Annotated in this window: 15 protein-coding genes and 2 pseudogenes; 5 read left to right on the top strand and 12 right to left on the bottom strand. The window is 67.9% G+C overall.

The features are described 5' to 3' along the window. Positions 1–277: 277 nt before the first annotated feature. The 3 genes from ACMZPQ_RS07100 to ACMZPQ_RS07110 all read right to left on the bottom strand — a co-directional run bounded on the left by ACMZPQ_RS07100 (position 278) and on the right by ACMZPQ_RS07110 (position 4,287). The gene (locus ACMZPQ_RS07100) at positions 278–580 is read right to left on the bottom strand and encodes an EF-hand domain-containing protein (protein ID WP_197582790.1); all 303 of its coding nucleotides are present in this window, start codon (positions 578–580) and stop codon (positions 278–280) included. 165 nt (positions 581–745) lie between these two features. Then, the gene (gene pip / locus ACMZPQ_RS07105) at positions 746–1,708 is read right to left on the bottom strand and encodes a prolyl aminopeptidase (protein WP_197582806.1); all 963 of its coding nucleotides are present in this window, start codon (positions 1,706–1,708) and stop codon (positions 746–748) included. A 443-nt stretch (positions 1,709–2,151) separates the two neighbouring features. Next, positions 2,152–4,287 (bottom strand): TonB-dependent receptor, encoded by a 2,136-nt coding sequence (locus ACMZPQ_RS07110; RefSeq protein WP_312648271.1) that lies wholly within the window; start codon positions 4,285–4,287, stop codon positions 2,152–2,154. A 303-nt stretch (positions 4,288–4,590) separates the two neighbouring features. On the opposite strand from ACMZPQ_RS07110, the gene ACMZPQ_RS07115 reads away from it, so the two are divergent. Together ACMZPQ_RS07115 and ACMZPQ_RS07120 are read left to right on the top strand one after the other, a co-directional pair. After that, positions 4,591–5,175, top strand: a complete 585-nt coding sequence (locus ACMZPQ_RS07115; protein ID WP_197582793.1) for a TetR/AcrR family transcriptional regulator — start codon at positions 4,591–4,593, stop codon at positions 5,173–5,175. A 239-nt stretch (positions 5,176–5,414) separates the two neighbouring features. Beyond that, positions 5,415–6,503, top strand: a complete 1,089-nt coding sequence (locus ACMZPQ_RS07120; protein WP_197582794.1) for a DNA glycosylase AlkZ-like family protein — start codon at positions 5,415–5,417, stop codon at positions 6,501–6,503. Positions 6,504–6,571: 68 nt separating this feature from the next. Here ACMZPQ_RS07120 and ACMZPQ_RS07125 read toward each other — a convergent pair whose 3' ends face one another. From ACMZPQ_RS07125 to ACMZPQ_RS07145, 5 genes are all read right to left on the bottom strand, one after another. Beyond that, positions 6,572–6,850, bottom strand: a complete 279-nt coding sequence (locus ACMZPQ_RS07125; RefSeq protein WP_197582795.1) for a DUF3325 family protein — start codon at positions 6,848–6,850, stop codon at positions 6,572–6,574. Further along, positions 6,847–8,457, bottom strand: a complete 1,611-nt coding sequence (locus ACMZPQ_RS07130; protein ID WP_197582796.1) for a PepSY domain-containing protein — start codon at positions 8,455–8,457, stop codon at positions 6,847–6,849. Before ACMZPQ_RS07130 ends, ACMZPQ_RS07125 begins: the two co-directional genes overlap by 4 nt. After that, on the bottom strand, positions 8,454–8,753 hold the full coding sequence (locus tag ACMZPQ_RS07135) for a DUF3649 domain-containing protein (RefSeq protein WP_197582797.1): 300 nt from the start codon (positions 8,751–8,753) through the stop codon (positions 8,454–8,456). Before ACMZPQ_RS07135 ends, ACMZPQ_RS07130 begins: the two co-directional genes overlap by 4 nt. 52 nt (positions 8,754–8,805) lie before the next feature. Next, positions 8,806–10,983 carry a TonB-dependent receptor gene (locus ACMZPQ_RS07140; RefSeq protein WP_197582798.1) on the bottom strand — a complete coding sequence of 726 codons (2,178 nt, stop codon included), beginning with the start codon at positions 10,981–10,983 and terminating at the stop codon, positions 8,806–8,808. 195 nt (positions 10,984–11,178) lie between these two features. Continuing rightward, positions 11,179–12,015 (bottom strand): SIP domain-containing protein, encoded by an 837-nt coding sequence (locus ACMZPQ_RS07145; protein WP_197582800.1) that lies wholly within the window; start codon positions 12,013–12,015, stop codon positions 11,179–11,181. A 169-nt stretch (positions 12,016–12,184) separates the two neighbouring features. On the opposite strand from ACMZPQ_RS07145, the gene ACMZPQ_RS07150 reads away from it, so the two are divergent. Next, positions 12,185–12,799 carry a TetR/AcrR family transcriptional regulator gene (locus ACMZPQ_RS07150; protein ID WP_197582801.1) on the top strand — a complete coding sequence of 205 codons (615 nt, stop codon included), beginning with the start codon at positions 12,185–12,187 and terminating at the stop codon, positions 12,797–12,799. 20 nt (positions 12,800–12,819) lie between these two features. Here the strand turns inward: ACMZPQ_RS07150 and ACMZPQ_RS07155 are convergent. The 3 genes and pseudogenes from ACMZPQ_RS07155 to ACMZPQ_RS07165 form a co-directional block, all read right to left on the bottom strand. After that, a pseudogene (locus ACMZPQ_RS07155) lies at positions 12,820–13,740 on the bottom strand (ABC transporter six-transmembrane domain-containing protein). A 178-nt stretch (positions 13,741–13,918) separates the two neighbouring features. Beyond that, entirely contained in the window at positions 13,919–14,995 is a 1,077-nt protein-coding gene (locus ACMZPQ_RS07160; RefSeq protein WP_197582802.1) for an ATP-binding protein, read from the bottom strand. Between the two features lie 3 nt (positions 14,996–14,998). Beyond that, entirely contained in the window at positions 14,999–15,715 is a 717-nt protein-coding gene (locus ACMZPQ_RS07165; RefSeq protein WP_197582803.1) for a response regulator, read from the bottom strand. A 255-nt stretch (positions 15,716–15,970) separates the two neighbouring features. On the opposite strand from ACMZPQ_RS07165, the gene ACMZPQ_RS07170 reads away from it, so the two are divergent. Together ACMZPQ_RS07170 and ACMZPQ_RS07175 are read left to right on the top strand one after the other, a co-directional pair. Beyond that, entirely contained in the window at positions 15,971–17,158 is a 1,188-nt protein-coding gene (locus ACMZPQ_RS07170; protein WP_197582804.1) for an efflux RND transporter periplasmic adaptor subunit, read from the top strand. 2 nt (positions 17,159–17,160) lie between these two features. Then, on the top strand, positions 17,161–19,104 hold the full coding sequence (locus ACMZPQ_RS07175; protein ID WP_414485975.1) for a MacB family efflux pump subunit: 1,944 nt from the start codon (positions 17,161–17,163) through the stop codon (positions 19,102–19,104). A 48-nt stretch (positions 19,105–19,152) separates the two neighbouring features. Here the strand turns inward: ACMZPQ_RS07175 and ACMZPQ_RS07180 are convergent. Continuing rightward, positions 19,153–19,336, bottom strand: a pseudogene (locus tag ACMZPQ_RS07180) (hypothetical protein); the annotation flags it as partial.

Consider the following 19,336-nt stretch of genomic DNA (forward strand, 5'->3'; position numbering starts at 1 on the left):
GCAGGGACCGGCTGGCAGGCGCCAGGAACAGGCAACAGGCAGGCATCCGGGGCGCGTCGCGCCCGGCAGGGTCGGGGTCCATCTGCGTCTCCATGAGGGGAGGGTGCCGGCCAGGGTTGCCCTGGCCATTGGCGCTATTGTCCGCCCCTGAATGGGGCAGTCCTAGAGGCTCGTGGGTTAGCCCGGCTATACCTTGGTATAGCCACGGGCGGGAGAGCGTGCACGGCCAGCGCGGTCAACAGAGCCGGCGCGCGCGTCGGCGCGCCGGTCCTTTGAATCAATGGGACGCGGCCGAGGTTTGCTTGCACACGTCATACTCGCCGCGGCTCAGCTTCTGGTCGCGGTCGGTATCGCAGGCCTTCAGGCGCTTGGCCCACTCGGGTGCCACCGCATCGACCTCTGCCAGGGTGACGATGCCGTCCTTGTCCTTGTCCAGTGATTCGTACGCTGGAATCAGCTTCACTTCGGTCACGTCCTCGGCGGCCTTCGGCGTGCCGGTTTCCTGCGGCTTGGAGCAGGCGCCCAGCAGCAGGCCGGTGGCAACGACGAGTACAGCAGGAAGGAAACGAAAACCAGTCATGGCGTGCTCCTGTAGACGAAGGGGCGGCCACCATGGCGCCCACGGCCGGATCATCGGCGGCGGTGTGTAAGCGGTGTGCGAAGAATCGGGCGATGCTGGCGGTGGCGTAGGACGCCGTTCACGCGCTGCTTGATGCGCCCCTGGGCACGCCAGCTGACGACATTGTCAGGCAGGCGACAGCAGGAGCAGGTCGGCAAACGCATCGGTGGCCCGCACCAGCGCATCGACCGTGGCCGGTTCGTTCGCACTGTGGCCCGAGGTCACCATCTCCAGTCGCGCTTCCGGCCACGCCTTGGCCAGGTCCCAGGCGCTGCGCGGCGGGCAGATGATGTCGTAGCGTCCCTGCACGATCACAGCAGGCAGGTGGCGGATGCGATCGATGTCGCGCAACAGCTGGTTGGGTTCAAGGAAGATGCCGTTGCGGAAGTAGTGCGCTTCGATGCGCGCCTTGGCCAGCGTGTCCAGCGGGTCATCGGTGGATACGGCATCCACATCGTGCTGCAGGGTGGCGGCGTTGTCCTCCCAGCCCAGCCAGGCCTGCGCGGCTTCGATGCGGGTGGCCTCGTCGGCGCTGTCCAGGCGCGTCCAGTACGCCGCGATCATGTCGGCGCGCTCGCCCTCCGGGATGTAGGCCTCGTAGCGGTCCCAGCGTTCCGGGAAGATCCAGCGCGCACCGCCGTTGGCCTCTGCGAACCAGCGATTCTCGATCTCGCGGCCAAGGAACACGCCGCGGACGATCAAGCCAGTGGCACGTTCCGGATGCGCCTGTGCGTAGGCCAGCGACAGTGTCGAGCCCCAGGAGCCGCCATAGACCAGCCAGCGCTCGATGCCCAGATGCTGTCGCACCTTTTCGATGTCGGCCACCAGATCCTGCGTGGTGTTGTCGCGCAGCTCGCCGAACGGCGTGGAGCGCCCGCTGCCGCGCTGGTCGATCAGTACGACGCGGTAGCGCGCCGGGTCGAAGAAACGGCGATGGGTGGGCGAGATACCCGCACCTGGCCCGCCATGCAGGTACACCACCGGGATACCGTCGGGCGTGCCGCATTCCTCGACATGCAGCGTATGCAGATCGCTGACCGGCAAGGTGAACTCGCGGTACGGTTCGATGGCCGGGTACAGGGTGCGCAGGGTCATGGGGGGTGTCTCACAAGCAGGGATGGCCAGCATACGCGCTTCTGATGGCGCGCTCGTCCGCCGGGACCACTGCAGGATGCTCAGTGGAGCTCCAGGATTCGAATGCCCCGGGGATCTGCCGCGGCGCTGCAGGACGGGGAGCACGTCCATGTTGCAGCGCTGGCCGAGCCGGATGCGAATGGCGAACGGTGGGAAACCGTGAAGGTCGTACTGATGCACGTCAGTGAGCGCGGTGTACCGTTGGACTCGAGACTCGAGGGCCGTGTGGAGGACCGTACGCCTTCGATCCCGCTTGAAGTGTTCGCGCGCGATACAAGCGGATCCGCCGCAGCCGTTTCCGCCGACGTCCTGAGCAAGCGGGTGGACTCGTGATTGCTGATGTGGAGAGCCGAGCGGGCTCGGCTCTCCAATAGGTCCACGCCATGCGTGGTTGCTGCTCAGAAGTCCATCGTCGCCGACAGCAACACGGTCCGTGGTGCTCCCAGCGCCAGGCTCGACAACAACGGCATGCCCCAATACGCCTTGTTGGCCACGTTGTTCACGCTGGCGCGCAACGCCAGCGGCCGGCCGGTCATCGTGGTGCTGTAGCGCGCGCCCACGTCGAACAAGGTACGCCCTGGCACCGACAGGCGGTTGTCGGCGCTGATGTACTGCTTGGACATCGCCGTGGCGTTGCCGGTCAGGGTCAAACCCTCCAGCGCCGGCACATCCCATTCCACGCCCAGCTTGGCCTGGCGCTGTGCCACCGCCGTAGCGATGCGGCCCTCATTCACGCCGCCTGCGGTGCGGGTCAGCTTGGGTTGCACGTAGGCCACGCCACCCATCAGGCGCACGCCATCCAGCGGTGCGCCGAAGAAGCCCCATTCCACGCCGCGGTTCCGTTGCTCGCCACCGAACGAGAAGATATTGGTGACCGGATCGGTGTAGCTGCTCGGTCGCTTGATCTCATACACGGCAAACGTGTGCGCGAAGCGGCCCAGGTCCAGCTTCAGGCCCAGCTCTTTCTGCTTGGTACGGAATGGGGCGAACACATCACCGGCATTGGCGGCGGTCATCGGCGCGGTAGCCCCCTGGCTCAGGCCCTCGATGTAGTTGCTGTAGACCGAGACCTTGTCGGTGGCCTTCACCAGCAGGGCGAAGGCCGGGGTGGTGGCACTCTCGTCGTAGCGCGAGGTGCGCGCACCGGTGGCCACGCTGAAGGTTTCGCTCAGCACTTGCTGGCGGCGGACACCCACGGTCAGCTGCACGCGATCGTCGGCGAACGACAGCGTGTCAGCGAAGCCGATGCTGTCCAGCTTCAACTCGGTATGCGAGATGTGCGGTGCCACGAACGGCGCGGCCGGGCCCCACACCGGGTGGTACAGGTTGGTGGTCCAATCCCAGCCAGGCACGCTGCGGCGTCCGTAGTCGTTCTGGGTGTGCTGGTAATGGGTTACGTTCGCGGCCCACTGGTGGCCGACGCTGCCGGTGTGGAACGAACCGCGTAGGCCGGCATCACCGGACTGCTTCTTGATGTCGAACGCGAGCTGGCCGATCACCGTGGTGAAGTCGCCGGCCGGGTTCAGTACCTGTGCGCTGATCGAACCGTTGTAGCGGTAGTCGGTCTTGCTGGTGCCATAGGCCAGGTAGGCCATCAGGTTGTCATTGATGTCCAGTTCGCCGCGCAGCATCGCGCCCTTGTCGCGGCTGTCGACGTAGGCCCAGTCCGGGTTGATCAGGGTATCGCCGCGCGGCGGCCGCGGAATGGCCACACCCGGCGCCAGGCCAACGCCACGGGCGGGGCCATCGACGCGGTCGTCGGCGCTGTACAGATCGGCGGAGAGGCGCGCGCGCGCGCCGCGCCAGTCCAGCGCCAGCGCGCCCAGCTGCACCTTCTTGCTCTGCTTGCCCACGGCACCGTCGCCATCACGGAAGGCGCCGTTGAAGCGGATGCCGAACTGCTTGTCGGTACCCAGCCGGCGGCCCAGATCCACGTGCGTGCCGAGCTGCGCATCGGAGGCGAAGTTGGCGCTGACCCGCAGCAGCGGCTGCTCGCCCGCGCGCTTGGGCACCAGATTGACGCTGCCACCGACCGAGCCGCCCGGCGGCATGCCGTTGAGCAATGCGGACGGACCCTTCAGCACCTCGATGCGCTCGAACATCTCCGGCGAGGTGCGGTAGTACGGCGCCATGCCGCTGAGGCCGTTGAACGTCGTGTCGCTGGTGCTGGAGGCAAAACCGCGGATCGAATAGTTCTCGCTCCACGAACCGGTGACGCCGTTGCTGAACACCGTGGGGTCGGACGCGGCGATGACATCGGTCAGGTCCCTGGCCTGGCGGTCGCGGATGAAGGCCTCGGTATAGCTGACGGTGCTGAATGGCGTGTCCATGAAGTCCTTGTCGCCGAGCAGGCCGACGCGGTTGCCGGACGCCACCTGGCCACCGGCATAGTCGCCGGTCACCCGGCGCTGTTCCTGCACCTGCACCGAGGGCAGGGTGGACGGCGCCGAGTCGGCCAGCGCAGCGAACGAGGCCAGCAGGCCCAGCGCCAGCGCCGATGCCCGATAGCGCCGGGCCGCGCCCGGCGGATGCATCAGCACACGGCCGGTACCCAGGGCCGGACGAAGGATCGAAGAGCGAACGAACTGCACGGTCATGCCAGATTCCTGTGAATCGCAGGTGCGAACGCGCCTGGCGCGCTGCCATCGGCTAGCACGGGGAGAGGGCGCAGCGCAGGGTTGTCGGCTGGGTGGAAACCTGGCGGGAAGTGAGCCACGGGCTCGATTCCGGCGTGCGCCGTGGTTGCGAACCAGACGCATTCCGAATTAGTTGAGTAAAGTAAACTAAATTGCACGGGGCGGACAAGAGGGTTCATTTGCTGGCACCCTCGCAACGGTATGAACATGCATTCCGAGATCCCGGCGCCGGCCCGTGGCCGCCCGCCCACCATCACCCCCGATCGGCTGGCCGACATCGGCATCAAGCTGGGCCTGCCGAACCTGACCATGGCCAACGTGGCCGCCGAACTGGCCGTGACCCAGGCCGCGCTCTACAAGCGCGTGGCCAACCTGGAGGCGCTGAAGCGGCTGGTGGCCGATACCGTGTTCCAGCGCTGGCAGATCCCGCGCGCCTCGGCCGACGCGCCGGGCGGGCTGGAGGCCTATCTGATGGGTTTCGTGGCGTCGCTGTGCGAGGTGGTGAAGGCGCACCCCGGGCTGCCGCCGTACCTGCTGCGGCGCTCGGTGGCGACCGCGCCGATGCTGGACAAGATCGCCTCGCACCAGGCGCATGTGGCCGAAGTGTTCGGCCTGCCGCTGGACAAGGCGCGTTGGCTGCTGGCCACCATCGCGTTCTACTGCATCGCCGGTGCCGACACGATCTACGCGATTGCCGATGACGAAGAGGGGCAGGTGATCACCGAGTTCAAGCAGGGCATGCGTGCGCTGGTGATCGGCTCGCTGGAGGTGCTGCAGCTTCGGTAGATCCACGCCATGCGTGGATGCCGTTACACGGTTCGCCACGGCCCCATCCACGCATGGCGTGGATCTACAATGCGACCCGCGCCGCTACGCGGTAGCGCGCACGCTGTTCAAGCCCATCGTGCGCTGGTGATCGGTTCGCTGGAAGTGCTGAAGCTTCGGTAGATCCACGCCATGCGTGGATGCCGTTGCACGGTTGGCCTCGGCCCCATCCACGCATGGCGTAGATCTACAATGCGACCATGCCTGCCACGCCCACCCTCGATGATCTACGCCGCTACGCGGTAGCGCGCACGCTGTTCAAACCCACCACGCTGCTGAGCGCGATCCGCCGCCTGGGCTTCGTGCAGGCCGACCCGATCCGTGCGCCGGCACGCGCGCAGGATCTGACCCTGCGCCATCGGGTGAAGGACTATCGCGCAGGGGATCTGGAGCGGCGCTATGCGCGCCTGCCGGTGGAAGAGGATTGCCTGGTGAACTACGGCTTCCTGCCACGCGAGCACCTGGCGCTGATGCATCCTCGGATGTCCAGGCGCGCGTGGGACGCCGAAACCCAGCGTCGCGCGGCGGACGTGCTGGCCTTCGTGCGCGAGCGCGGCAGCGTGCACCCGCGCGAGGTCGACCAGGCCTTCGCGCACGGCCGGGTGACCAACTACTGGGGCGGTACCAGCAATGCCAGCACCCATCTGCTCGATGGCATGCACTACCGCGGCCTGCTGCGCGTGCAGCGGCGTGACAGTGGCACGCGCATCTATGCGGTGGCCGACCACGCCGAAGCCGATGCCAGCGAACAGGCGCAGATCGAGCGCGCCGCTGCCCTGATCGACCTGGTGGTGCGCAAGTACGCGCCGTTGCCTTCGGCCAGCCTGACCTACCTGGTGCGACTGCTGGGCTATGGCGCACCGCATCTGGCCGAGCAGACCCGCAAGGCATTGGCGCTGGCCAGGCAGCAGTTGGCCAGCTGCACGCTGGAGGGTACCACCTGGTACTGGCCGGCAGATGAGAATCCACGCTCGCGCCGCCATGCGCCGGACGAGCAGGTGCGCCTGCTGGCGCCGTTCGACCCGGTAGTGTGGGACCGCCGCCGCTTCGAGCTGCTGTGGGAGTGGGTCTACAAGTTCGAAGCCTACACGCCCGCGCCGAAGCGCCAGTACGGCTATTACGCACTGCCGGTGCTGTGGCACGACCAGGTGGTGGGCTGGGCCAATCTCAGCGTACGCGACGGTGAACTGGCATCGAGCGTGGGCTATGCCGGCAGGTCGTTGGCCCGCGACAAGGTGTTTCGGGGCGCGCTGGACGATGAGCTGCAGCGCATGGCTGCGTTCCTGTAGCGTCCGGGCATTCGTGCCCACCAAGGTGGGCACCTACCGAAGCAATTCCAAACTAGTCTGGTGGGCATCTACCGATACCGTCGTGCATGCGCCACCATCGCCAACACCACTACGCCGGCGGCCACGCTGGTGTGGCCGGATAGTGCGGCCAGGCCAGATCCCACCCCCAGCCCGCGCACCGCGAATACCGTGCTGAACACCAGCAGCGCCCACCCCATGGCCCGCAGCTGCTGGGTCGCTTGCGCGCTCAGCACGCGACGCACCACGTCCCGCTGATGGCGTTCCATTGACAGTGCAAGGCAGGCGAACGCCGCTACTGACAGCATGAACAGAACGAGGTGGATCATGCGCCGGCCTCCGGTACCGCATTGCGTGACGCGGCAGACGGCCGAGCGCGCTTCACCTTCGGCGCATGCCGCCAGGTGCGCCAGGCCAGCAATGAGTGCAGGGCGGCCAATGCCAGCAGGGTCAGGTCAGTGCCGGCAAACGCCCAATCGGCCATCGCCAGCGCGTGCCACAGCGGGTGCGAGGTGGTCATCGCAGTGAGCACCGGCAGCAGCGCCAGCAGCACTGCCGTCAGCAGGAATTGTTCGATCCATGCGCGCTTCGGTGTACGCAGCGTGGCGTGCACGAACATGGCCGCCCAGGCCAGGAAGAACAGATGCACCTCCCAGGCCGCGCGGCTGTCCATGGCGACGGGCAGCAGGCGGTTGGCCCACAGGTAGGCGGCCATCGCCACCGACAGCCCGGCGACGGTGGCGATGTTGAGCCGCTCGACCAGGCGGAAACCGAAGTAGGGCCGTTGCGGATCGGGCAGCTGCGCGCGTCGCTTGACCGTCCACAGCACCAGCCCGGTGCCGACCATGGCGGTGCCGGCCAGGCTGACGATGAAGTACAACCAGCGCAGGGTGGTATCGGCGAAGCGGCCCAGGTGCAGGCCATACAGCACGCCTTGGGTATCGGCGGCGACGCCTGAGTGCTCCTTGATCTGTAGCAGCTGCCCATCGCTGCCGTCGAACAGCAGGTAGTTCGGGGTGGTGGAAACACGGCTGGACTGCGCGCGCACCACGGCCACGCGTGCGTTCTCGTCGCCGGGATTCTGCACCTGCACGCTGCCTGCAGCGCCAGTGCCCCAGCGCTGCTCGGCCTGTTGCACCAGCGCACCGACGTGGGTGAGCGGAGCAGGGTGGCCTGCTGCCTTCTGCGGCGGCAGGAACAGGCGCATCTCGCTGATCACTTCGGCCTGCTGGCGCTTGTCCGGCAGTTTGGCCAGGCCCCACGGCATGTACAGCACCGCCAGCATCACCAGCCCGCTCCAGGTGATCATGAAATGGAAGGGCAGGCCGAGCACCGAGACCGCGGCATGACCGTCCAGCCACGAGCGCTGGCCCTTGCCCCAGCGGAAGGTGAAGAAGTCGGCGAAGATCTTCTTGTGGGTGATCACGCCGCTGACGATAGCCACCAGCATGAACATCGCACACAGGCCGACGATCCAGCGGCCCCACATGGCCGGCATGTAGTGCAGGATGAAGTGGAAGGCGTAGAAGAAGTCGCCGCCACCCGTATCGCGGGCCTGCAGCGGTGCACCGGTGCTGGCATCGAACAGGCCCGAGTCGAAACCGTGGCGGCCACGTCCGCCCGGGCTGGCCCACATCGCCGACACCCATGGCATGCGCTGGCTGGGCAGGCTGAGGTTGATCTGGCTGGCCCCAGGCGTGTCGGCCATGATCGCCGTGACGGTACGCTGCGCGACCGCAGCAGGGTCCGGCAACGTAGACGGTGTGGCGATTTCCGGCCGGGTGTAGCGCGAGAGCTCGTCGCGGAAGTAGCTGGCGGTGCCGGTGAGGAACATCGCGTACAGGATCCAGCCGGCCAGCAGCCCCACCCAGATATGCAGGTCGGACATGGTCTGGCGGATGCCGCGTGGCTTCGGGGAGCGATCCACCTGGCTCATGCCCCGCCTCCGTCGCCAACCGTTTGTGCGATCAACCACAGCGGCAGCGCGGCGATGACCAGGCCCAGCCACGCACGCCATGCCGAGCGCACTGCGAATACCCAGACCACGGCGCCGGCATACAGCAGGAAGCTGGCAAGCATGCCGGTGAACACGGCTTGGCGGCCATCGATGGGCAGCGCCAGTGCGGCGATGCTGCACAGGGCCGCCAAGGCGTAGCCACCGAACAGCGCGGCGAGGATGCGTGAGGCCAGCGGCAGCCAGGCCAGCACGGAAGCGGTACGGGAAACGCTCACATCAGTTCTCCGGGGCGCCCTGCGCGATGGCGGGGCGCCCGTGTATCAGGCATCAGAAATCGACGGTGGCCGACAGCAGCGCGGTGCGCGGCGTGCCCAGCCCGGAGCCGAGGCTGCCGGCCCAGTACGCCTTGTTGGTGAGGTTCTGCACGGTGGCACGCAGCACCAGCGGGTGACCGGCGGCCTGCAGTGCATAGCGGGCGCCGAGATCGAACACGGTGCGGCCCGCCACCCACTGGCTGTTGTCTGCGTTGATGTAGCCCTTGGACAGGCTGACTGCATTGCCGGTGAGGGTGAGGCCGGCCACGGCGGGCACATCCCATTCCACGCCCAGCTTGCCCTGCCACTGCGGGGTGGCGGTGGCCAGGCGACCCTGGTTGATGCCGCCCTGGGTGCGGGTCAGCTTCGGCTGCAGCCAGCCGATGCCGCCGAGCACGCGCAGCTGTTCGGTGGCCTGGCCGAACACGGTCCATTCCACGCCACGGTTACGTTGCTGGCCGCCGGAAGAGAACACGTTGGTGGCCGGGTCGGTGTAGGCGCCGGGCTTCTCGATCTCGTACACGCTCAGCACACTGGCCAGGCGACCGAAGTCAACCTTGGCACCGACCTCGCGCTGGCGCGTCTTGTACGGCGGGAACACGTCGCCAGCGTTGGCGGCGGTGGCCGGGGCGGTGCTGCCCTGGCTCAGTCCTTCGATGTAATTGGCATACAGCGACAAGCGATCATTGGCCTTGAACAGCAGTGCACCGGCCGGAGTATTGGCGCTGGCGTCGTAGCGCGCGGTGCGCTTGCCGGTGCCGCCATCGAAGGTATCGCTGAGCACGGTCTGGTGACGGATGCCAACGGTCAGCTGCACGCGATCATCGATGAAGGACAGCGTATCGGCGATGCCGAAGCTGGTGGTGCGCACTTCCGCGGTCTTCGGCAGCGACGCGTCACTGAAGCTTCGATCAATGGCCGGGCCCCACTGCGGGTTGTAGATGTTGGTCACCCAATCCCTGGCCAGCAGGTTGCGCTTGAAGCCGAATTTCTGGTCGTGCTGGTACCACGCCGCACTGATCGCCAGTGCATGATCGACCGTACCGGTGCGGAACCGTGCCGAGAGGCCGGCTTCGGCGGTGTCCTTGCTGTAGATGAAGCGCTGGTGGGCGAAGTTGTTGCGGAAGTCGCCGGCTGCGTTGGTGATCAGCGTGGTGGCGCTGGCGATGGAGTCGAAATCGGTGTGGCCGTGCCCGTAACTGGCATGCGCCTGCAGGTGGTCGTTGATGTCGAACGACCAGCGCAGCGCAGCGGCCTGGTCCTTGACGGTGCTGAAGGTCCAGTCCGGTGCGAACAGGGTGCTGGCTTTCGGCGGGCGGGGCACGGCCAGGCCGGGCGCCAGCGATACACCGCGATTGAGGCCATCCACATGTTCGCGGCTGCTGAACAGGTCCAGCGACACCTGCGAGCGCTCACCACGCCAGTCCAGGCCGAGCGATGCAAGCTGCGTCTTGTGCTGCTGGTGGTCGGTGGCAGTGTCGCCGTCGCGGTGCACGGCATTGAGGCGCACGCCGAACTGCTTGTCCGCGCCGAAGCGGCGGCCGACATCCAGATGGCCACCGAATTGCGCGTCGCTGCCGTAGCTGGCGGTGAAGCGGGTCAGCGGCGTGTCGCCGGCACGCTTCGGTACCAGGTTCACCGCACCGCCCACCGAGCCACCCGGCGGCATGCCGTTGAGCAGCGCGGACGGGCCCTTCAGCACCTCGATGCTCTCGGCCAGTTCCGGGGTGACGCGGTAGTAGGGAATCAGCCCGTAGAGGCCACCGAATCCGATATCCGACGAGGCGACACCGAAACCGCGGATGTTGAAGTAGTCGGTGATGCCACCACTGGAGCCACTGCTGTAGACGCTGGGGTCGGTCAGCGCGATCACCCGTACCAGGTCCGGCGCCTGGATGTTGTCGATGAAGTCGGCGGTGTAGCGGGTGGTGCTGAACGGCGTGTCCATGAAGTCGAGCTCGCCGAGCAGGCCGACGCGGCTGCCGCGCGTGACCTGGCCACCGGCATAGGCATCGGTGGGGGCGGTCTTGTCGGCGCGCACGTTCACGGTGGGCAGCTGGCGGGCGCCATCGGGTGCATCGTTGGCGTGCGCGGCGATGGCGATCAGCAGAGTGGGCAGCAACGCTGCACGGGCGGCCAGGGACAGCGCCGAGCGGCGTGGGAGGGGCAGGGTTCGCAGGGGGAGGGACATGGCGGTTCTCGTGTGGTGGGTCGTGCGATCGGCCAGCACGGCGCCGTCGATGACCTGCAGGGGCAGGACGACGCGAGCTGTGGAATGGCTGGCAGAGGGCACGGCGCTGCCGCTGTGGCAGTGCTGCACGCGAGGTGCGTGGGCGATCTGTGGCTGGGTGGAACGAAGCGCGTGGCGCGGATGCTGCCGTGTGGATCAGATATCGTCGGCGAGGTCGTCGAGGTCCTGCAGGCCACCGCCGCGTGCCAGCACGCGCTCGTAGTTGCGGCGGCGACGCTGGTCGGTTTCGGTGGTGGTCTCGCCACGCTTCCAGTAGCCGGCAACGGCAACATCGGTGCGTGGCAGGCCGACCGTTTCGATGAAGTGGCGGCGCAGGGCGCGCATTTCCTCGCGCTCCCCGGCCGCCCAGACCGTGCTGCCAGGCGGCGGCTGCTGTTGGCGCGCCTGCTGCAGCAAGGGCGCGTCACCGGTGGCAAGGCGATGCACGCAGACACCGTCGAGGTGCGGCAGCTCGTCTACCGGGAAAGCATCCTCCGAGCTGACCCAGGCCTGCGCACGCTGACCGACAGGCCACTGCTGCAGCAGGGCAAACAGGGCTGGGATGGCGCTCTGGTCTGCGAACAGCAGGGCGCAGGTGCCTTCGCGCTGCGGCACCTGCAGATGGGGGCGCGGCCCGGTCAGACCGAAGGCATCACCGGGGCGCAGCGCACGTACCCACGCCAGCATCGGCCCCGGCGCCTCGTGCAGCACTACGTCCAGGGTGAACTGGCGGGTGGCGGCATCGACGCTGCGCACGGTGTAGATCCGTGACACATCGCCGAACCCGGCGCCCAGCTGGATGCGCACCGCGGTGTTGGCACGCTGCCAGGGCGCAAGTTCTGCGTGTTCCGGCAGCTGGACCAGAAGGCGCAGCAGGCTGGCGCACGGCTGCACGACCGCGACCACCTGGACCTGCAGCGCCTGCAGGCCGCGATCATGGTCGGCGCTGCGCAGCGGCCCGGCCGGGGTGATTGACGTGGGGGACGCTGACATCGACAACGATCCTGGACACTGCAGATGCGAATTAGTTACATCATAGTAAACTAAATTGATCGCGCCGCAACCCGGGCCTGTCCGAGGGACACGCGACGCGTTGACCACTGCGTGGCGGCGGACCACCATGACAGCCCTTGCCCGCGCATCACGCAGGAACCGTTACCGCATGGCTGCACAAAAAAAGACCGCCTCCCGTGGGCGACCGCCCAGCATCACCCGCGAGCGCATCGCCGACGCCGGCATTGCCATGACGCTGCCGGGGCTGAGCTTCGTCGGCGTGGCGGCGGCACTGGGTGTCAGCCATATCGCGCTGTACAAGCATGTGGCGAATCTGGCGGCACTGCGCGAGCTGGTGGCCGAGGCGATCTTCGAGCGTTGGCAGGTACCGGCGCTGGATGCCGCTGGGCAGCGCAGCATCGTGGAGGATCTGCGTGCGTTCCAGGGCTCATTGCGGGCGCTGGTGGATGACAATCCGGGCCTGGCCCCGTTCCTGGTCAGCCACGGCGCGAAGACGCCGGAGATGCTGGCGCGCATCCAGCGCCACCATGCCGAATTCAGTCGCGTGCATGGCCTGCCGCTGGAACAGGCGGCATGGCTGCTGTCGACCGTGGCCTATCACGCCGTGGCGCTGGCCGACACCGTGTATTCCCGGCATGCGCTGGTGGATACCACGCGCCGGCCCTTGGATCGGAAGGCACAGCAGGCCGAGTTCGACCGCAGCATGGAAGCATTGATCATTGGAGCATTGGCAATGTGCGGGCGCACGGCAGCCTCTGGGTAACGCTCATTCCCGGTGGGCAGCTACCGGTCAGGCTCCGCATCCTCCATGCCCGGGCTGACCCGGCGGCCGATGTCCTTCAAGCGCGCCAGCTGGTCCACCATCGACGGCGCATCATCCAGGCTGCCGACGAACGTCCACAGGTAGGTCATCACCGCCTACACATGGCCCGGGGTCACCCCGTCGGTGGTGGCGAGGCGGCCGATGGTCAGCGCGAACAGCACCGCCGCGGCTGCGCCGACCACCACGAAGGCGCCGGCTTCGCGGTCGGACAACAGGATGCGCAGCCGCGACAGCGTGGTGTAGTGGCGGCGCAGCACCGAGGGGCTGACCCGGTCGACCAGGCGGATCTCATGTTCCAGCCGGTTGTTCAGGCGCCCATGCAGCTGCTCGTTGCGGCGCGCGAACGACGGCAGCAGCAACAGCGCGCCCAGCAGGGCGACCAGGCTTGCAGCACCCACTACGGGTTCGATTGCCAGCAGCATCGCGGCCGCGCCGAACATCGACACCAGCGCGGTGGCGATGATCGGCACGTGCTTCTCGAAGAAGTCGACGAACTCGCGCGCCAGCACCACGCGTGCGGCCGAGGTGGAGGTGGCCTGGCCGAGACGCCGCTGCGCCTGCACCACGTTCACTGCCAGGTCGGCGTAGATGCGGGTGAAGGTGCGCGTATCCACCGCACGGCGGGCGGCACCGACCAGCCAGAACAACAGCACTACGCCGGCATAGGAGAGGGCGTGGCCGATGTCGCCGCGGATGATTGCGTCCACCGCGAAGCCGGCAAACAGCGGGTAGGCCAGCAGCAGCGCGTTCTCCAGCGCGACCAGCGAGAAGGTGCCGGTGAGCTGCCACGGATAGGTGCGCAGGATCACCTTCAGGGTGGCGGCCGCATTCTGCTGGCCGATGCTGCCGGCGGCAGCCGCCGGATCGTGGGGGTGTTTCATCGGGATGCCTGGAGGGGACGGAGACGGGGCAAGGGATGGATGCCTGCCATCTCCCCGGTCATGCCCAGTATCGGCAGCCGTTTGGAGCGGGCATGGAGGGACGATGGAGGTTGCGTGGAGAACATCGCGGTGTTCAGCGGAGGGGGGGGGCCCACCAGGGTGGGTCGCTACCCGAGCTTCAACGCCGAGCGTGCACCGGCCAGCGCAGTTCGAACGAACTGCCGCCACGCTCGGTGGCGCGGCAACGCGCCGTTCCGTGATGGGCCACGGCAATCGCGCGCACCACGGCCAGGCCCAGCCCGGAGCCACCGCTCTGCCGTGAACGTGAGACGTCGGTACGCTGGAACGCTTCGAAGATGCTGTCGCGCAGTTCGTCGGGCACACCCGGTCCGCCGTCTTCCACGGCCACGCTGCAATGGCCTTCGGCCAGGGTGACGCGCACCCGCAGCGGGCAGGGAATGGCATGGCGGCGTGCGTTCTCCAGCAGCGCCAGCACCGCCTGGCGGATACGCGCCGGGTCACAGTCGGCCAGTGCCGGGCGCGCCTCCAACGTCACCGAGAAGCCGCTTTCGGTGAGTGCCTCGGACATGGCTTCGACCACCGCCGCCACCTGCACGCTGACATCGCTGCGTTGCAGCCGCAGGTCCAGATGGCCGCTCTCGGCCAGGCTGACCACGCGCAGGTCCTCGATGATGCGGGTCAGGCCTTCCAGCTGGGTGAGCATGCTGTTGAACTGTTCCGGCCCGGGCGCGAACACGCCTTCGGCAATGCCCTGCAGGCGGCCGCGCAAGATGGTCATCGGCGTACGCAGTTCGTGCGCGATCGCCGCGTTCCAGAACACCCGGTTCTCGGACATGCGGCTGAGGCGCTCGGCCATCGAGTTGAAATCGCTGACCAGCGTGGCCGCTTCGGCCATCGTGGTGCCACCGCCGCGTGCACGCGCGTCCAGATCGCCGCTGGCCACCCGGCGCAGGCTCTCCGCCACCGAGTTCAACGGGGTGATGATGCGCCGGGTCAGGCGCGAGGCGACCAGCGTGGCGAAGATCACGACCACGCTGGCAGTCAGGCCAATCCACAGCCATTCCAGGCCGGACGGCATGATGGTCTCAGGCTGGTCATACCAGCGCGGATAGAACACCTCCATCAGGTAGTAGAACAGGTAGAAGCCACTGATCGACAGCACCGTCGAGCACAGCGAGGCGACCGTGATGGACAGCGTGATCTGGCGTCCGATGCTCTTGCCTTTGGGGGTCATCATTCAGTCCAGGAAGCGGTAGCCGACGCCACGGATGGTGGCGGGAATGCCGATCACGCCCACATCCTCCAGCTTGCGCCGCAGTTTGCTGACATGGCTGTCGACGGTGCGTTCCTGGGTATCGCCCTCGGGCAGGCAGGCATGCAGCAGGTCCACCCGCGTATGTACCTGGCGGGGTGCGCGGGCCATGTGCACCAGCAGGCGGAACTCGGTGAGGGTGAAGGTCAGTGCATGCAGCTGGTCGCCGCTGCGCACGGTCACCTCGTGGCTACGCAGGTCGATCTCGAATGGCCCCTGCCGGATCAGCCCATTGGGTTCTTCGGCCACCGATCTGACGCTACGGCGCAGCACCGCCTGGATGCGCGCCACGATCTCGGCCGGATTGAACGGCTTGGCCACATAGTCGTCGGCGCCCACGCGCAGGCCGGTCAGTTTGTCCACATCCTGGTCGAGCGCGGTGAGCATGATCACCGGGGTGTTGCCACGCCGGCGCAGTTCGCTCAGTACCTGCCAGCCATCCAGCAGGGGCATCTGGACGTCCAGCAGCACCAGGTCCGGGCGCAGCTGGCGGTGGGCGGCGAGGGCGGCCTCGCCGTCGGCGGCACGGGCGCTGCGCAGGCCGGAACGGTGCAGGTAGGCGCCCAGGATGTCGGCGATCTCGCCTTCATCCTCGGCAATCAGCATCAGCGGCGGCTGGCGGGTACGGAGAGCGTGTTTCATTGCGTGATGCGCAGCGTTGCGATGGCGGCCAGTCGGCGAGGCCGACGAGGCTAGCGGCCGTTGATGGAGACTCGGTCGAGATTGTGTCGAGATTTCATGGACACGCGCCGCCACGTTCAGCTGCGGGCCGCCTGCCTGAACGGCGGTGCCCTCTCCACGCAATCTCCATGCTGGCTGCAGAAGACGTCCACACGCGGGCAGCAGACTGGGGGCTCAGCGGTCGCACCGGGCGACTGCGTGCAGCCGGGCGTTTCGATGAGCAACCGCAGGACCTGGATGAGTGTTGCCGCCGTGGCCGCGTTGGCTGCCGGCGCCGCCGCGTGGGCGCTCGCCGAGGGCGACGAGGCCGCGCTGATCACCGCACCGGCCCGGGTGGCTGATCTGGAAAAGACCGTGCAGGCGGTGGGCCGGGTCAATCCCAAGGAGCTGGTGGCGGTGGGCGCGCAAGTATCCGGGCAGGTCAAGCGCCTGCATGTGGTGCTGGGCCAGCGCGTGCAGGCCGGCGACCTGATTGCCGAGGTCGATTCGCAGCCACAGCGCATCGCGCTGCGCAGCGCCGAGGCCGCCACCAGTACGCTGCGCGCCCAGCACACCGCCAGCCAGGCCCGCTACGTGCAGGCCAGCCGTGTGTTCGAGCGGCAGTCGCAGCTGGTGGCGTCGCGGCTGGTCTCACAGGAAGGCTTTGAAACCGCACGGGTGGCCCGCGATGCCGCCCGTGCCGACGTGGCCGCGCTGCAGGCACAGATCGACCAGGCGCTGACCCAGGTGGAAACCGCGCGGATCAACCTGGGCTACACCCGCATCGTTTCGCCCACTGACGGCTACATCTTGGCGATTGTCACCAAGGCCGGGCAGACGCTGAACTCGATGCAGACCACGCCGACCATCGTGATGCTGGCGCAGATGGACACGATGACCGTACGCGCCGAGATCGCCGAGGCCGATGTGGAACTGGTAGCGCCGGGGCAGCCGTTGTGGTTCTCGACACTGGGGCCGAGCGGACGCCGCTATCAATCCCACCTGCAGCAGCTTGAACCGGCGCCGTCCTCGATTGCCGAGGCGGCCACCGGCACCGCGGGCGGCGCTGCGCAGACGCCAAAGGCGGTGTACTACGCCGGCCTGTTCGATGTGGCCAACCCGGGCCTGGCGTTGAAGCCGTCGATGACGGTGAAGGTGACCCTGCAGCTGGCGCGGGCGGCCAACGCGTTGCAGGTGCCGCTGACGGCGCTGACCGAGTCTGACGACACACAGGGCCAGCGCGCCACCGTGCAGGTGGTCGATGCCAAGGGGCGCGTGCACGAACGTGCAGTGACCACCGGCCTACGCACTGCCACTGCCGTGCAGATCCTGTCCGGCCTGCGCGAGGGTGAGAACGTGGTGGTGGGCCAGGCGCCCAGCGGCGCCAACGCCGACGCCGAGCCGGCCAGCCTGCTGGGAATGTGAGCATGGCCGACGCGCTGCTGGAACTGCACGGAGTCTCGCGCGCCTATCGCTCCGCCGCCGGTGAAGTGGTGGTGCTGAAGGACGTCTCGCTGCGCATTGATGCTGGCGAGTTCATTGCCATCATCGGTCCGTCGGGGTCCGGCAAATCCACGTTGATGAACATTCTCGGCTGCCTCGACCGGCCGACCGAGGGCAGCTACCGGGTGAACGGCGAGGCCACCGAGCAGATGGCGCCGGATGCGCTGGCACGGCTGCGCCGCGAGCATTTCGGTTTCATCTTCCAGCGTTACAACCTGATGGAGAACCTGAGCGCCACCGAGAACGTGGCGCTGCCGGCGGTCTATGCCGGCGTTGATGCCGACGCGCGCACTGCCCGTGCACGCACGCTGCTGGAAACCCTGGGCCTGGGCGAGCGCACCGCGAACCGGCCGAGCCAGCTGTCCGGCGGCCAGCAACAGCGCGTGTCCATCGCCCGATCGCTGATGAACGGCGGCGCCATCGTGCTGGCCGATGAGCCAACCGGTGCGCTGGATCATGCCAGCGGCCAGCAGGTGATGGCCGAGCTGAAGCGCCTGCACGCACAGGGCCATACGGTGATCCTGGTGACACACGACGCCGCGATTGCGGCCAACGCGGCGCGCGTGATCGAGATCGCCGACGGCCGTGTGGTGGCGGACCGGGGCGAACGCAGGACGCAGGCCGCGCACTCCGCACGCGTACCCGAAGGCAGGCCTGCGCCGCGTGCCGAACGCCGCGCACGGGTGGACGCAGCGCGCGAAGCGGCGCGAATGGCCGTGCGTTCGATGCTGGCCCATCGCCTGCGCACGCTGCTGACCATGCTTGGCATCATCATCGGCGTTGCTGCGGTGGTGACCGTGGTGGCGTTGGGCAAGGGCGCGCAGGCGCAGGTCGAGTCGCAGATCAACGAGCTGGGCGCCAGCACGCTGGAGATCTACCCCGGCGCCGATTTCGGCGACCCGCGCTCGGCGGAGATCGAGACACTGGTGGTGGGCGACGCCGACCACCTGGCCGCATTGAGTTACGTGGACAGTGTCAGCCCCAATCTGAGCGGATCGGTGGCGGCGTTGCAGGGCAGCCGTCGCGCCAACACCCAGGTGCTGGGCGTGGGCGCGGACCTGCGGCGCGTGCGCGGGCTGCGGCTGAAGGCCGGGCGCTTCTTCAGCGCCGACGAAGTGGACGCGCATCGCGCCGTGGGCGTGGTCGACCAGAAGGCTGCGAAGGCACTGTTCGCTGGCAACCCGATCGGCAGCACGGTGCTGCTGGGTGGCATGCCGGTGGAGGTGATTGGCGTGGTGGGTGCGAATGCCTTTGCCGGCGGCGCAACGCCCACGGTCTACGTGCCGTACACCTCGGCCGCTTCGCGGCTGCTGGGCAGCCAACGCCTGGAGAGCATCACCGTGCGGGTGCGCGACAACGTGCCGACCAACGCCGCCGAGGCCTCGCTGGCGGCCGAGCTGCAACGCCTGCATGGGCGCCGCGACTTCTTCATCTACAACGCCGACCAGATCCGCAAGGCGGTGATGAAGTCCAGCCAGACCATGGCCGCACTGGTCTCCGCCATCGCGGCGGTGGCGCTGGTGGTGGGCGGGGTGGGGGTGATGAACATCATGCTGGTGTCGGTGAAGGAGCGCGTGCGCGAAATCGGCGTTCGGCTGGCGGTGGGCGCGCGCCAGGGCGACATCCTGCGCCAGTTCCTGACCGAGGCGGTGCTGATCTGCCTGTTCGGCGGCGTGCTGGGCGTGTTGTTCGCGTTCGCGGTGGGGGCGTTGTCCAGCCTGCTGTCGCTGGGCGTGCCGTTCCTGTTCACTGCGGGGCCGGTGCTGGCCGCTCTGGCCTGCTCGTCAGCCATCGGGCTCGGCTTCGGGTACTTCCCGGCGCGCAGCGCGGCGCAGCTGGACCCGATCCAGGCGCTGGCGGCGGAATGACGCATTGCGCGCCTGTGGGTAGCGCCGGGGAGCGCCCGGCGCCATCGGTCAGGCCACGTAGACCTGCGTGTCCACATATTCCGACAGGCCCCTGCATGCCAGCAGCAGGCCCTCGCGCACGTCGTTGCCCACCTGTTGTGCCTCTTCGCCATCCACGCGCACGCGCTCGCTGGCATGCAGCAGCTCCAGCAGCACGGTGAGCCCGGCGTTGGCGCGGTTGATGCGCGCCAAC

The sequence above is a fragment of the Stenotrophomonas maltophilia genome, from assembly GCF_047497515.2.
GTDB lineage: Bacteria > Pseudomonadota > Gammaproteobacteria > Xanthomonadales > Xanthomonadaceae > Stenotrophomonas.

Coding starts and splice junctions, on each gene's coding strand:
- ACMZPQ_RS07125 (WP_197582795.1), bottom strand. CDS start 6,850: ATGATCCACCTCGTTCTGTTCATGCTGTCAGTAGCGGCGTTCGCCTGC.
- ACMZPQ_RS07110 (WP_312648271.1), bottom strand. CDS start 4,287: ATGCATCCGCCGGGCGCGGCCCGGCGCTATCGGGCATCGGCGCTGGCG.
- ACMZPQ_RS07160 (WP_197582802.1), bottom strand. CDS start 14,995: ATGACCCCCAAAGGCAAGAGCATCGGACGCCAGATCACGCTGTCCATC.
- ACMZPQ_RS07165 (WP_197582803.1), bottom strand. CDS start 15,715: ATGAAACACGCTCTCCGTACCCGCCAGCCGCCGCTGATGCTGATTGCC.
- ACMZPQ_RS07120 (WP_197582794.1), top strand. CDS start 5,415: ATGCCTGCCACGCCCACCCTCGATGATCTACGCCGCTACGCGGTAGCG.
- ACMZPQ_RS07115 (WP_197582793.1), top strand. CDS start 4,591: ATGAACATGCATTCCGAGATCCCGGCGCCGGCCCGTGGCCGCCCGCCC.
- ACMZPQ_RS07150 (WP_197582801.1), top strand. CDS start 12,185: ATGGCTGCACAAAAAAAGACCGCCTCCCGTGGGCGACCGCCCAGCATC.
- ACMZPQ_RS07140 (WP_197582798.1), bottom strand. CDS start 10,983: ATGTCCCTCCCCCTGCGAACCCTGCCCCTCCCACGCCGCTCGGCGCTG.
- ACMZPQ_RS07175 (WP_414485975.1), top strand. CDS start 17,161: ATGGCCGACGCGCTGCTGGAACTGCACGGAGTCTCGCGCGCCTATCGC.
- ACMZPQ_RS07170 (WP_197582804.1), top strand. CDS start 15,971: ATGAGCAACCGCAGGACCTGGATGAGTGTTGCCGCCGTGGCCGCGTTG.
- ACMZPQ_RS07145 (WP_197582800.1), bottom strand. CDS start 12,015: ATGTCAGCGTCCCCCACGTCAATCACCCCGGCCGGGCCGCTGCGCAGC.
- ACMZPQ_RS07100 (WP_197582790.1), bottom strand. CDS start 580: ATGACTGGTTTTCGTTTCCTTCCTGCTGTACTCGTCGTTGCCACCGGC.
- ACMZPQ_RS07130 (WP_197582796.1), bottom strand. CDS start 8,457: ATGAGCCAGGTGGATCGCTCCCCGAAGCCACGCGGCATCCGCCAGACC.